The 14178-nt window shown below is 70.6% G+C and carries 9 protein-coding genes; 2 read left to right on the top strand and 7 right to left on the bottom strand.

Going from position 1 to position 14178, the window contains the following annotated elements; translation table 11 throughout:
* Positions 1–49: 49 nt before the first annotated feature.
* Positions 50–790 carry a hypothetical protein gene (locus tag Vqi01_RS07725; protein ID WP_204033908.1) on the top strand — a complete coding sequence of 247 codons (741 nt, stop codon included), beginning with the start codon at positions 50–52 and terminating at the stop codon, positions 788–790.
* A gap of 81 nt (positions 791–871) precedes the next feature.
* On the opposite strand, the gene Vqi01_RS07720 is transcribed toward Vqi01_RS07725, so the two are convergent.
* The 5 genes from Vqi01_RS07720 to Vqi01_RS07700 form a co-directional block, all read right to left on the bottom strand.
* Positions 872–1144, bottom strand: coding sequence for a hypothetical protein (locus Vqi01_RS07720; RefSeq protein ID WP_204033907.1), 273 nt, complete (start codon positions 1142–1144; stop codon positions 872–874).
* A 138-nt stretch (positions 1145–1282) separates the two neighbouring features.
* Complete coding sequence (locus Vqi01_RS07715) at positions 1283–1858, bottom strand: sigma-70 family RNA polymerase sigma factor (RefSeq protein WP_239098249.1); 576 nt, start codon at positions 1856–1858, stop codon at positions 1283–1285.
* Between the two features lie 36 nt (positions 1859–1894).
* On the bottom strand, positions 1895–5206 hold the full coding sequence (locus tag Vqi01_RS07710) for a right-handed parallel beta-helix repeat-containing protein (RefSeq protein WP_204033906.1): 3312 nt from the start codon (positions 5204–5206) through the stop codon (positions 1895–1897).
* A complete protein-coding gene (locus tag Vqi01_RS07705) occupies positions 5203–7434 on the bottom strand; it encodes a hypothetical protein (protein ID WP_204033905.1) in 2232 nt (743 codons plus the stop codon). Before Vqi01_RS07705 ends, Vqi01_RS07710 begins: the two co-directional genes overlap by 4 nt.
* Before the next feature lie 19 nt (positions 7435–7453).
* Entirely contained in the window at positions 7454–8578 is a 1125-nt protein-coding gene (locus Vqi01_RS07700) for a hypothetical protein (protein WP_204033904.1), read from the bottom strand.
* 294 nt (positions 8579–8872) lie between these two features.
* On the opposite strand from Vqi01_RS07700, the gene Vqi01_RS07695 reads away from it, so the two are divergent.
* Entirely contained in the window at positions 8873–11170 is a 2298-nt protein-coding gene (locus Vqi01_RS07695; RefSeq protein WP_204033903.1) for an ATP-binding protein, read from the top strand.
* Between the two features lie 43 nt (positions 11171–11213).
* On the opposite strand, the gene Vqi01_RS07690 is transcribed toward Vqi01_RS07695, so the two are convergent.
* Positions 11214–12449, bottom strand: a complete 1236-nt coding sequence (locus Vqi01_RS07690; protein WP_239098248.1) for a M20 metallopeptidase family protein — start codon at positions 12447–12449, stop codon at positions 11214–11216.
* 147 nt (positions 12450–12596) lie between these two features.
* Positions 12597–14178: hypothetical protein (locus tag Vqi01_RS07685; RefSeq protein ID WP_204033901.1), on the bottom strand; the 1582-nt coding region annotated here is incomplete at its 5' end.

Raw genomic sequence — 14178 nt, 5'->3', positions numbered from 1 at the left:
CCGCGACGCCACCTGCGCCACCACATCCATCAACAACTCAAAAACCACATTGAACGCCGCATCCAACACCACCTCCCGCCCCACCCGCGACAACAACCCAGAAATCACCCGGCGCACCACCGGCACCCGCACCGACCACTGCGCCAACAACCCCGGATTAACCCAGAACAACTTCAACGCCACCAACAACTCAACCAAAAACAGAGCCGCGATCATAAAAACCGCGACCTGCACATACAAAACCAACGCCGCGAACTGCAACAACACCCCCGCCACAGACCGCACAAACCCCGGCCCCGAATCCAGCACCCCCCGCACACCCCGCACCGCCTCCACAAACGCCCGCCCCGCCTCCCCCCGCACACCACGACCCATCACCCCCGCCGCCACCACCAACTCCCCACCCGCAGCCGACAATTCCGCCGCCACCGAGCCCAACGACCGCGCCAACCCCGCAATCCGCTCCGGCAACACACCCGGAAACAACTCACCCGTCAACGCAGCAAAAAACCGCGCCACAGAATCCGGAACCTCGATCGCCACGACACCCCCAGTTGACCGCAACGGCCCGCCAGGAGTCGCACTTTCCGCCAACCGTGCCGGGGGTGACCGGTCATCCGCCCCTGCGAGCTCCATCTCGCGGGGCGGCCCCACGGACGCGGGATCCAGTTCCTCGAAAGTGAGCGATTCCAGCGCGACAGCCATCGATGTGATGCATCTGGCCGGTCAGCCGGTTTTCCACGCGTCCCGGCTGCCGAAGACATCGCTCATGCTGGCCGCCGCGCGATAACGCACGCACCTTCCATGGTGGACGGCTCGCGAACGTGCGGTAAAGAGAAGCAGATGATCCACCAGCACGACGGGTGCCGGGTCAGCCGATCTGCCGCCGCGTCCTCGCCGGCGGCGCTTCACGCCCCTCGGCCGCCGCGCAGATCCTTCCTTCGAGCAGGACGATCGCCTCGGCGGTCGGAATCCCGCTCAGAACGGTGGCGATCGGGCCCAGGTCGTCGCAAGCGTCCTGGCACGTGCCGCACTCGATGAGGTGCTCCTCGAAGGCGTACGCCGCAACGGGTCGCAGGGCCCCCAGAAGGTACGGGGCGCCGTCCAGGCAGGTGCCGCGGTGGCCTTCGCTGTGGTCTCTCATAGGGCGTGTCGGGTCCGCTCCGTGTCATGGCTCGTCTGTGACGCTACCAACCACCGATACTGCCGGGTAACCGAGATCAAACTGAACAACGATCGAGCCGGGGAGTTGGTTCACGTCGTCGGGCCACCAACCGCTGCGTCAGCCCTCGTCGATCCGTCCGACAGCCGCCCGGAGTGACCGTAGGGCATAGAATGCCCGCGATTTCACGGTCCCCTCGGGGATGCCCAGCCGGGCTGCGGCCTCTTCGGTCGAGCGTCCCAGGAAATACAGTTCCACCAGCACGGCCCGGTGAGCCGGAGTGAGCTTGGGTAGCGCTCGCCGGATCGTCTGCTCGGCCACCACGTCCTCGGTGGTGTCGACTCCTCCCGCCAGGCGCGTGAGGTCGCTCGTGCCGATCTCCACCGGCCGGGCCTGCCGGGCGCGCGCCGCGTCGATGGCGATCCGACGGGCCACGACGAACAACCAGCGCCGCGACGCCTCTCGCTCCGCCGGCAGTTTGTCCAGGTGACGCCAGGCTTGCAGCATGGTCTCCTGCAACAGGTCATCGGCCAGATGCCGGTCGCCCCAGGACAGCCGCAGCAGGAACCGGTGCAGGTCCTCTGCATAATCCGCATGCAGGGCCCGCATCCTGGACGTCGCCAGCACGTCGTCGGCAGGCCGGTCGTCGTCGGTGAGTGATTGCGGGGATTTTCTTTCCCCGTCGATGAACGTCACGAGCAGCTACCAACCCGAGTAGACGGCATCACGGAATCAGGCTCTGGCGCTGGTCGTCGGCGAGATGTCCGACGCCAGCAAAGCCCGCAGTTGTTCGACGGTCGGCGTGCCGAGTGTCCGCAGCCGACCCGCTTGACGGGTGATCGAATCCTCCAGGAGCTGCCGCGCATACCGTCCGTTGCCGAAGGTTCGTCCTCGTGGCACACGCTCGAAGTGCTCACGCAACGCGATCAACGTCGTGCCCGGGCACTCGTATCCGTTCGCCGATGCGAGCGCCTGGAAGATCGCGACCAGTTCGTCGGGGCTGTAATGGGTGAAGTGGATCCGGCGGGAGAAACGGGAGGCGAGACCCGCGTTCGCCGCCAGGAAGGCTTCGATCTCCTCGTCGTATCCGGCGGCGATGACCACCACCTCGTCACGGTGGTCCTCCATCAGCTTGACCAGGGTGTCGATGGCCTCCCGGCCGAAATCCTGCCCCGCGTCCGGCGGCGCCAGCGTGTAGGCCTCGTCGATGAAGAGGACGCCGCCCCGGGCCCGCTCGAACGCCTCCCGGGTGCGCTGGGCGGTGTGGCCGATGTACTCACCGACCAGGTCGGCCCGGGCCACCTCGATCAGCTGGCCCTTGGGTAGCGCGCCGAGAGCGGCCAGCAGCTGTCCGTAGAGTCGGGCGACGGTGGTCTTACCGGTGCCCGGCGGGCCCGAGAAGACCACGTGCCGGGAGATGGCCGGTGCCGGCAGTCCCGCGCTCACCCGGGTCCGGATCGTGGCCAGCAGATCGATCAGATCGGACACTTCCCGCTTCACCTCGGCCAACCCGATCATCGCCTGCAGCCGGTCGAGCAACGTGTCGACCTCGTCCGTCCGCGCCGCGCCGCCCTGCACCCCGCCGGCCGGCGGGACGCCGAGATCCTGAGGTAGCAGTCGGGCCAGTTCCACCCCGTCGGAGGAGGAGGCCTGCGACAGCCGGTACGCCTGTCGCCCGATCATCTCCTCGAACACCTTGCGGGCGACTCGGGCGTTACCGAAGTTCGCGTCCCTGGGCATCGCGTCGAACAGTCGAGCCAGGGCGAGGCGGGTGTCGTACTCCAACGAGTAGTGGTGGGTGCTGCACAGGCGCTCCACGATGGTCACCAGGTCATCGGTCGAGTAGCTCTCGAACTCCACCGACTTGGCGAACCGGGACGCCAGCCCGGGATTGGAGTCCAGGAAGGCCCGCATCTGAGCCGAGTAGCCGGCCACGATCACCACGATTTCGTCCCGGTGGTCCTCCATCAGCTTGACCAGGGTGTCGATGGCTTCCCGTCCGAAGTCGTGCCCGCTGCCGCCACCGTCCACCGGCGACAGGGTGTACGCCTCGTCGATGAAGAGGACCCCGCCCAGCGCCTCGTTGAACTTCTCCGTGGTCCTCACCGCCGTGCCGCCGATGTGCTCGGCGACCAGGTCGGCGCGGGCCACCTCGACCAACTGGCCGGTGTTGAGCACGCCGAGCGTGGCGAGGATGCGCCCGTACAACCGGGCGACGGTGGTCTTGCCGGTTCCGGGAGCCCCGGCGAAGACCATGTGCCGCGACATCGGCGGCACCGGCAGACCGGCGGCGGCCCGACGTTGGCCCACCCGGTGCAGGCCGACCAGCGTCGCCACCTCATGCTTGACTCCGGCGAGCCCGACCAGCGCGTCCAGTTCGGCCAGCAGCGGGCCGGCGGGATCGGCGGGCCCGTCGTGCGGCGAGGGCGAACCGCCGTCCCCCGCCGCGGCCCGGGGCGACCGCACCGCCACCCGGTCGGCCAGCGCGGCCGTTCCGTTGGTGGGGCCGGTGGCGGTGACCGATCCGCTGCCGGAACCCGCCGAGCGGGCGTCGCCGTTGCCGACCTGCACGGTCGCCGTCACCTGGAGCGGTCCGGACGTCTCTCGAAGCAGGCCCTCGCCCACGTTCTCCAACAGCTCGCACCCGTCCACCCGGCCGGACGTGCCAGCGGCGAACCGCACACCCGGACCGCCGCTGCGGTGCACCCGGGTACGGAGCAGGGTGAGGTTCCCCTCCCGCTGAACCAGGATGCCGACCCTACGGGCACCACCGATGTCCGATCCGTTGACCGTTGCCGTCCCTTCGACCTGGAGCCCGACGCCGCAGTCGGGTACGACCACCTCGTCGCTGACGAGCGTCGTGCCGGCCTCGACCAGGAACCCGCCCGTGGTGCATCGTTCGATCCGCGAACTCCGGATCGTCGGGCGTGCCTGACCGAGCAGCCGTACGCCGTACTCCCGGCTCTCGGCGATGGTGCACTCCTCCACCAGCGGCGCGGCCGATCCACCGACCACCAGTCCGGTCGGCCCGCCCTGCACGGTCAGCCGGCGCACGGTGCCCGTCGCCTCGGATTCGAACAGCAGCCCGCCACCTGCTCCGGCGTTCACCCGGCCCCCGTCGATCAGCGGCGCCGCCGATCCGCCGACCGCGATCGCCGCGGCCTCGGCGCCGTCGATCGTGCCGTCGGTGAACGAGCCGGTGGCGTGCTCGAGTACGACCAGGCCGTGGCCGGCGACATCCCGGATCCGGCAGCCCCGCAGCACCGGGTCGGCGGTGCCGGACAGCACCACCCCGTGCCCACCGGCGGTGTGGACCTCGCACTCCTCCAGCAGCGGTCGGCCGCCGGTCACCGCCACGCCCGACCCGGGCAGGTCGTGCAGTCGGCTGCGGACCAGGCGCAGCGCGCCGCCCTCCTCCACTGCCACCGCCGGTCCGTCGATTGCGGTGAGCTCGCACTCCTCGAGAGCGCCCCGGCCGTCCTGGCTGGACAGCACTCCGACGCCTCCGATGTCGGTGAAGGTGCAGCCGCGCAGCAGCGGATCCGCACCACCGATGATCACCGCTCCGGTGCTGCCCACGTCCCGGATCGTGCTGTCGCTGACCGTACCGCCTGCGCCGCGCTCGAACAGCAGGCCGGCGCCGTGGGGATTGCTGACCTGACAGTCACGCAGCTCCACTCGGCCGCCGGGCACGTGCACCGCGACGATTCCCCGGCCGGTGACCGCACATCCGGTCGCGTGCAGCGTCCCGTGCCCGACCTGCACCGCGGGGAGGTTGGGCGCACCACCGCTCACGCTCAGGCCGCGCAGCGTCACGTTCCCGCCGCCGACGAAAACCACCACCCCGTCGCCACCGTCGATGGTCACGGTGCCAGGTCCGTCCTCGGCGACCACCGTGACATCTCCGGACAGCCGCAGCTGCTCCCGGTAGATGCCCGGTTGGACCACGACCATGGCACTGGGGCCGGCCACGGCCAGCGCCGCGGTGATGCTCGGCAGGCATCCCGGCTCGGTCGCCGACACCGACAGCATCCTGCTGCTCACGTTCGTCCATCCTCACGTGCCGAGAGCGCGCCGACGGTGGACGTCGGCGCGGGGAAGGGCCGGCCGGCGTCGTCCAGGCCGGGGGCGAAAGCCAGCGGTACGGCGGTGACACCGGGTGGTGCGTCGCCCTGGCCGGTGGTGCGCAACCGGTCCAGGATCCGTTCGACGCTGTCCCGGCCGTTTCGGGGAGATGCGGCAAGGTCACGCAGCAGGATGCGCGCTCCCCGGCCGGAGGTGTCGTCGTCGACCGCCAGCACCTGAAACCGGCTGCCGGGCGGGAAGATCGCCGCAGGTCGGCTGGCACTGCCCAGGTTGTCCAGCCGGTGGGCGCTGACCGACCAGATCGCGTACCGGAGACTGTTCTGCTCAGGGGCCGGCGCGACAGCGAGGTCGACCTCCAGGAATGCGGGTTCGTTCAGCACCGCTCCGGCCCGGTAGCCGGCGGCCAGCCGGGAGTTGGCCGGACCGGACCGGAAGACCGGGCCCAGCACCGACGGCAACCGGCGCAGCCCGTAGGCGGCGAAGCGGGCCACCAGCGCGAGGCGGTCGACCTCGGCGTCCGGGCCGCCGCCACGCAGCATCTGGTTCACCGGTTCACGTTCGCGCTCGCAGTACGCCAGCAGCGCCACCAGCCCGGCGGTGAGCTCGCCCGACCCGCCACCCACCGCCCGTAGTCCGGGTGACTGCGCCAGCGTCCGGGCCACCACCCGGGCGTGCGCGTCGTACCGGCCGCCGAGAACCTGCCGCAGCGCCGACCGGTCGGCGACGAGTTGCGCGATGTCGTCCTGCACCAGCCAGCGGGGCGCGGGAACCGGCGGTGCCGGTGGTGTGGTGTCCGCCGCGGAAACCGGCGGTACCGGTGGTGTGGTGTCCGTCGCGGGAACCGGCGGCGCCGCGGGCATCGGTGGCACGGGCAGCGGCGGCGGGTCGAGCGGGGCCGGTCGCGCCGCTGCGATCCACCGTGCGGGGTTGAAGAGGACGCCGCGCCCCGGATCGAGCGGTACCGGGCGTGGCCTGGCCCAGCGGGATCGGGCCGACGGTCGGGCCGGCAGCACCGGTCCCTGGTCGTGTCCCCGACCCGTGCCGGCGGGCCGGCCTGGCGCTCGCGGAGCCCAGCGGCGGAAGGTCCCGGCGGTCTGCAGCAGGCCGGTCGCGGTACGGCTGACCGCCCCGTCGGCGGCGTACACCGACACGTCCAGCCCGTCGGCGAGCCCGCCGAAGAGCAGGTCGGCGGCGGCCCCCTGGACCCGTACGCCGTCGGTGACGACCACCACCGGACGCGGGTCGCCCGATCGACACCGTGCGATCAGTTTCGCCAGGCTGCGCGGGGCCACCGGCCGGCCGTCCACCCGGAAACCGGTCACGTGCACCGTGATCTCGACCAGGAAGCCGGCCAGGACGGGACCGTCGCCCATCGCCGGCTCGGCAACGAACGACCAGCCGGCGGCAGTGCGTACACCCGGTAGCGCAGGAAAGCGCCCGTCCGGCGCCGCGCCGGACGCATCGGCGGCGCTCGCCGGTACGGCCACCCGTGCGTCCCGCGCCGGGCGGGACACGCGACGAGGTGGCAGCCAGACGCGGGGCGGTCGCCGGGCCGGCAGGTCGACCAATCCCCCGTTCGGAAGGGTGGCCAGGTGCGGCCAGCGGTGGTCGACGAGGCCCACTCCGGCTGCCGGCCGCTCGACCGGCGGCGACGGTCGAGCCGGCTCCGACGGAGGCGGCGCGACAGGGTCAGGCACCGGCGGGGGCGAAGCGACAGGGGTCGGCACCCGCGGTGGAGGCGGCGGGAGCGGCCAGCGGGGTTCGGTCCGGGCCGGGGAGTGCGGGGCCGACACCGCCCACGGCATGGGTGCGAGCACGAAGTCCGCCGTGACCGGCAGCTCGACCAGTGGAATGGCGACCTCCTGCCCGATCCACTCGGCCAGGCGGCGCACCTCGACGCTCGGATCGACCGACCTGTCGTACGGGCCGAGCGGCACCAACCGGATCCCGGCCGCGACGCCGCCCAGATGTTCGGTCAGCACTTCCGGAAGCAACTCGAACAGGTCGGGTCGTGCGGTGACCGACGGGGCGGTCACCACCGCCCGCCTGGCCGCCTCGACGGGCAGACTGACCGCCAGCGCAAGCGTCCGCGTACGCTGGTCGGCCGCACCCAGCAAGGCCAATGTCTGTCCGACGGACTCCACGGTGATGGTCGGGGCCGACTGCCCGCTTCCCGCAGGGGACATCGTGGGCACCTGGCGTTCACTACGCATCGCTTTCCGGGCCGGGCTCGGCACGGCTGTCTTCCTCCATCACTGGGGCGTAGAGGGTGGCCAGCGCCCGATGCAGGGCAATCACGTCGACGTCGGGCGATTCATAGTCGTTGCCGCGGATCGCTGCGAGCAGGTCGGGATCCGGGGCCAGCCCGTGCACCCGCAGGTAGTAGGCGGCGGCATCGGTCCAGATCCAGTGACCGTCGGTGAAGAATCCGGTGGGCACCACCGCACCGGCGGCCGGGTCCACCACGTCCGGGCCTCGGGTTGGCGCGATCAGCAGCGGTGCTCCCTGGGCCAGGTAGCCCAGCACCCGCTCGCGTTCCTCGTCGTCGAGTTGGGGGTGGTCAGGCGCGAATCCGGGTCCGTGTTCCGGGTCGAAGGTGTCGTAGACCCGGGCCACGCGTGGCACCACCGGCGGGGCGGCGGTCCAGAGCAGGGTGGAGAATCCGAGCGCGGTGCGCTGGTACGCCGGCAGGTCATCCGGGTCGAGGAACGCTTCGACCTGTGGATCCGTCTCGCCGGCCAGCTCCAGTGCTTCCTGGACGCGGGCCGCCAGGGCGGGCAGGGCTGCCTGTTCGCCGCCCTGCATCAGGTAGACCCGGCGTGGGGGTGGCCATCGTGTGTCGATGGCGGGAAACCGCCAGGCACGCCACAGCGCCGTCACCGCCACGGCGTCGTGGGACTGCGCCGCGACCGCCGCGACCGCGGTCCGGTCGATCTCGTCCAGGCTGCCCGGGCCGTCGTAGGGCATGGTCAGGTCGATGCTGTACGGCACTGCGTCGCCGTGTTCAGCGAGCTCGTCCGGACTGACCGGGGCCAGCCCGTACATCGGCAGCGGCTCGGTGACCGCGCGCTGAATGTCGGAGAGGGCTTCGGTGTCCTCCCCCGCCTCGGCAAGGGTGCCAGCGAGCAGGGCCACGTCGGGGTCGGTCATCGCCACCTGTCCGGCGAGCGCGGCGAAGAGAATTCCCTGCGCGATCTCCACGAACTCACCCTGGGCCAGCCAGCGGCGGCAGGCCGTGATCAGTTCGTCGGGCAGTCGCCCGGACATCCGCAGCAGCAGACCGTGGAAGGCGCCGAGTTGGTCGACGGACGCCGCTACGGCCGAGGACATGGTTCCACCCTTTCCGGTGCCGGCGGGCACCATCTGTCCCCGCCTCCGCGACACGCCCTCGGTGACGCAGAGCGACGACCCGGCGACAAGGGCGCATCAGACGGAATGCAATGTATTGCATGATGGTTACGGGATGTCAAGGGACGTATCGACAAGCCAGGGATGGATCAGGCCAATGCGGCAGCAGGTGGCAGACACACCAAGTGGGCGTAACAACGCCGGGTACGAACCGTTCATGAAGCGGATCACAGAGGGCCGGCGCTGGCACCGGCGGGACAGGGCAGGATTGCGGAGGTGAAGCTGATCGGACGCCGACGTGAGTTGGCCGCACTCACGTGTTTCCTCGACCGCTCCGGCGGGTGGCTCCTGGTGAGCGGACCACCCGGTGCAGGCAAGACCGCGCTGCTGGAGGCCGCGGTCGAGCTGGCCGGCGAACGCGGGCTGCCGGTGACCCGACTCCAGACCGTTACGGGGCCGCCATCGACCGTCGAGAGCGGACGGCGGCTGGTGCTCGTCGACGACCTGGACCGCGACGGCCGGCCGCCGGCCGTGGCCCTGGCACATCTCGCGGCCTGGTTGGACTCGGGTGCCACGGCCATCGTGGCCGCCCGGGAACCCTTCGACCCGCCGGACACGATGGCTCCGCCGCTCGGCGTGCTACGCCTACGCGCCCTCACCGAGACCGAACTGGCCGACCTGCTGCCGGACAGCTCAGCCGACGCCGTACACGCGGTGTGGCTTCTCTCGGCGGGGCTTCCCGGGCCCGCCCTCGCCGCGGCGCTCGAACTGGCCGACGTCGACGGCGAACCCTTGACGCACCTGGCGCTGGCGACGCCGTCGCGGGCGGAGTTCCTCGACCTCGACACCGGCCTGCTGCGCCTCCTGGAAGCCGCGGCCGCGGCGCCGGCGCCACCGCCCGTCCGCGCCCGGATACTCGCCCGTCTCGCCCGGGAACTGCTGAGCGACCCCACCGCCGCGGACCGCCGCCGCGCGCTCGTCGACGAAGCCGTGGCGCTGGCACGCCAGACGGACGACGCCGGCACGATCGCGGAGGTCCACGACTGCGGTCTGCACGCCCTGTGGGACCCGGTGGCCGCCCGGGAACGGCTGGCCGTCGCGACGGACATCATCACGTACGCACGACGTGCCGGAGACGTGGCACTGGAACTGCGCGGCCTGATGTGGGCCTTCACCGCGCACGCGGAGCGGGCCGACCTCACCGCGGCCGAGACCGCCCTTGCCACGTACGCCCGGATCGGCGCCGCGGCCGGCCATGCCGAGACGGCCGTCGTGGTGGCCGCCCGCCAGGCCATGCTCGCCACCGTACGCGGCCGATTCGACACCGCCCTGGCCCTCGCCGCCGAGGTCGCCGAAGGCGGCCACCGGGCCGGCGTGAGCGACACCGACCGGCTGGTCGCCTCGCTGCGCGGTCGCATCGCCATGGTGCGCGGCGAGGCGGCGGCCGAGGCACCGAAGCTGCAGGCGCTGGCCCGCCGGCTTCCCGGCCATCATTTCGAAGCCACGGCGGCCCGCGCCCTCATCGAGTCCGGCCACGAAGCCGAAGCAGCACTCGAACTCGAACGCGCGCTGCCCGCGGTGCTCGCCGGAGCCGGCCCACGCTGGGTCGGCGTACTGGCCGACCTGGCCGCCGTGGCCGCGAGGACCGGTCCGTCCGCGAGCGCCCGGACGCTATACCACGCGCTGCTGCCCTTCGCCGGCCGCCTGGTCGTCTGGGCCGGCGCTGCCACCATCACCGGTCCGGTCGACGACTACCTCGCCCGGCTGGCCGCCCGACTCGGCATGACCGACGAGGCGATGTCCCACTGGGACTCGGCGACGAAGATCGAGGAACGACTCGGCGCCCTCCCCTGGCTCGCCGAAACGCTCGCCCTCCGGGCCGCGGCGTTCCCCACCCACGAGAACGTGGACGACGACGTGCAGCGGGCGCGGACCATTGCGCAACGGCTGCGCCTCGACGGCGTCCTCGGCACGCTCGACGCCGCCACCCGCCCCGTCAGCGCGCCCGAGCCCAGTGGTGCGGACCGGGGCACCGCCGAGTGGCGTCTCACCCGCGAGGGCGACACCTGGCTGCTGGACACCGGCACCGAAACTGCCCGGCTCCGGGACACCACCGGCCTGCGCTACCTCCGCACGCTGCTCACCGCGCCCAATCAGGAGATCCCCGCCCTTGACCTCGTGGCCGGCGGGGCCGGCATCCGGGTGTCCGGTGGCGACCCGCTGCTGGACCAGACCGCCCGCGCACGGTACCGGCACCGACTGGCGGAACTGGAGGCCGAACTGGACGCCGCCGACCGGGCCGGCGACGTCGACCGGGCCGCCGTCGCAGAGCGTGAACGCCACGCCCTGCTCGCCGAACTCCGCCGGGCGACCGGCCTGGGCGGGCGAGCCCGCACCCACACCAGCGAGGCCGAACGCGCGCGCGTCAACGCCACCCGCGCGCTGCGCACCACCATCCAGCGGATGGAGGGCGCAGCACCCCTGGCCGGCCTGCACCTACGCCGATCCCTGCGCACCGGCCAGGTCTTCCGCTACCAACCCACACCCGACGGACCCGCCCGCTGGAGGCTCTGACCCCGTGCATCGCCGGTATCGTGACTCGCCCGGCAAGGTACGGTCAGCCCACGGCGGCCGGAAGATCGAGGCCGGCAGCATCCCGGACCAGTGCCCGGTACGCCAGCTCGGCCAACACCAGGGCGCCATCGGAGAGCACCGCGTCGTCGAAGACCGCCCGCGGACTGTGGTTGACCGGCGCCGTCTCAGGATCGTCGGCGGCGCTGGCCCCCAGGATCAGATAGCACCCCGGCACCTCGTCGAGCACCCGGGAAAAGTCCTCGGCGCTCGCGACCGGGAACGGCATGGGTGAGAACCGCTCACCACCGAGCACGTCGGAGAGCACGGCACGGGCGAAGTCGTGATGCCGAGCGTCGTTGACCGTCACCGGATACCTCTCGTCGTACTCCACCTCCGCGGTCAACCCGTACGCCTGCGCGATGCTCTCGCACAGCCGCCGCGTCTCGGTACGGACGACCGCGCGGTTCGCCGCCGAGAAGGTGCGTACCGTCGCAGCGAAGTGCGCCGTGTCCGGGATGGTGCTGGCGCTCGTCCCGGCCTGGAGCAGGCCGACCGTGACGACCACCGGGTCGAAGACATCGAAGCGCCGCGTGACCAGCGTCTGCAACGCCGTCACCATCTCGGCCGCCGTGGTCACCGGATCGCGCCCCCGGTGCGGCAGGGACCCGTGGCCGCCGCGTCCGCGCACCGTCACCCGCAGCTCATCGAAGGCCGCCATCACCGTGCCGGGTCGACTGGTGACATGCCCGCGCGGGGTTTTGTAGGACCGCACGTGCAGCGCGTAGGCCGAGGACACCCGCTGCCCCGCCGCGTCCAGCACGCCTTCTTCGATCATCCGACCGGCACCGTTCCAGCCCTCCTCCCCCGGCTGGAACATGAAGACCACGTCGCCGGGCAACGCATCGCGATGTGCGCTGAGCAACCGTGCCGCGCCCACCAGCATGGCCGTGTGCAGATCGTGCCCGCAGGCGTGCATGGCCCCGTCGACCCGGCTGGCGTAGTCCAGCCCGGTCGCCTCGCTGATCGGCAGCGCGTCCATGTCGGCACGCAACAACACCGCCGGCCCCGGCCGTCCGCCGCGCAACACCGCGGTCACCGAACTCAGCCCACGCCCCAGCGTGATCTCGAGTCCCAGCTCGTCCAGCTCGCTGCGCACCGCCCGCTGCGTACGTGGCAGATCCAGCCCGATCTCCGGATGACGGTGCAGGTCACGGCGCAGCTGTACCAGGTCGGCCTGCAGCGCCGCGGCATCGTCGCGCAGCCTGTCGCTCAAAGACACTCAGATCCTCCGGTGGGAACGGCCAGACGACGAGGCCCGCCTGGCTCGGTGGCACATCGGTCTTGCGGAGCTCCCAGCGGCAGGGCCGCTGCAGGGCTCGACCACAAGTGCGTTCCCGTAGCCCGCACAACACGTACGTGACAGGGCTCACCCGACCTGTCCGCCCTGCCTGCTGCCGGTCGCTCTCAGTCTGTCGATCAGATCTGCGACAGGAGCAGCCGGAGCCGGTCTGATTCCTTCGAGCCAGTTCACCCATTGCTCTCTGAACTCATTCGAGACCGGCGGGAGGGCATCCAGCAGGCGCTGCGCCCTCTCGCCATCGCCTTGCTGATCCCCGAGTGCAAAACCTGTCGCGCGCACCATGACCGCGTGGGCTTCGCGATCGGCAGTCGGCATGTCCATCTCGATCAGATCCGCCCATACTCCTGCAGAGTCTGGCTGTGCCACTACGTCGTTCACTATGAGCCTGATGTCAAAGGGGATCTGTCCCAAGTCCAGCCCCTGCCTGTGATCCATATCCATCGATGGGCTGCCTGCTAACTCCATGCTCTGGTGGTCGATCTGCATCGGATCCCAGGACCCATCAGCCAGACCTGCGGCAAAGAAACCTTCCGAGTGCCACCACGCGGTCAGATCAGCCCCGTCCAGCTGGAGTCCCTCACCTCCGGGAGCAAAATCGTCACCATCGAAGTTCGAACCGCCGAACGTAGCGGCAAGATCGATCGGGGGTTGGGGTGCAACGGGTGCGGCTTCCTCCTCGATACCTGGCATATCGTCCGATACCGTGCCATCACCGGACAGGCGGCCGTCCCCGTCAAACAGGCTGTCGTCGTCGCCGGACAGGCGGCCGTCCCCGTCAAACAAGCTGTCGCCGTCGCCAGACAGGCGGCCGTCCCCGTCAAACAAGCTGTCGCCGTCGCCAGACAGGAGATCGTCCGATCTCGACGACTGGAGCGGTTGTCCGGAGATGGTGGAGCCGACCGGGACGGGCAGAGAGTGCGGCCTGGGCACGTCGAAAAAGTCGAGCAGTTGGCGGCCATCACCGGCGACAACCGGTGGACCATCAGCGGAGGCACGGCCGTAAGGGGCCGACACGGAAGGATGCTCTGCCTCGGCAGGCAGGACAAGTGCCGGCGTGGCCGACCGATCCGTTGAGCGCTCCCACAATGGATCCCTCATCCACCAGTGCGTCCGTAGCTCGTTCGTCGCCAACCATCCAGCACCCAACATCGCGTCGAGTTCCTGTATCAGCCCTTCGACAGCGGTCCTTCCGGCGTCGAAGCTCAGTCGATACGCCGGGATAAGGCGTTGCGAACTCCTCCGTACATCCTGCCAGGTCAACTGCTCCCCTCGAGATTCAACGAACACGAGTAGCACCCCGAACGTCATCGGCTCCAGGATCACCACTTGCTCTCGGCCGTCCCTCGGAGGAACACCAACCTCCACGCCATCACCCGTCGGACGCCAAGAAAGGCTGCTTTCCAGTAGGTAAGGACCAACCATTTCCCGAGGGAAATTCGGGTCCCGCAGGGCCCACCCATCATCCTCACGAAAAACCTTGCCACTGACCCCCGCACCAAAGTTCCTCTTCAGCCAGTCATGAAGGTGGTGAACAGCAGTGCTCGCCTTCTCCTTCGAGTGGCGCGCGGCAAGAGCTGCCTTGATCCGAGCCAAAGAAACAGACGCTCCCTGAGCCGTCAGCAACTCCTGCAACGCGACCACGTTGCTC

Origin of the sequence: Micromonospora qiuiae (genome assembly GCF_016863555.1) — a bacterium.
GTDB classification, from domain to species: domain Bacteria; phylum Actinomycetota; class Actinomycetes; order Mycobacteriales; family Micromonosporaceae; genus Micromonospora; species Micromonospora qiuiae.
Note: the sequence above shows the minus strand (reverse complement) of the source record. Positions and strands in the feature narration are given on the sequence as shown.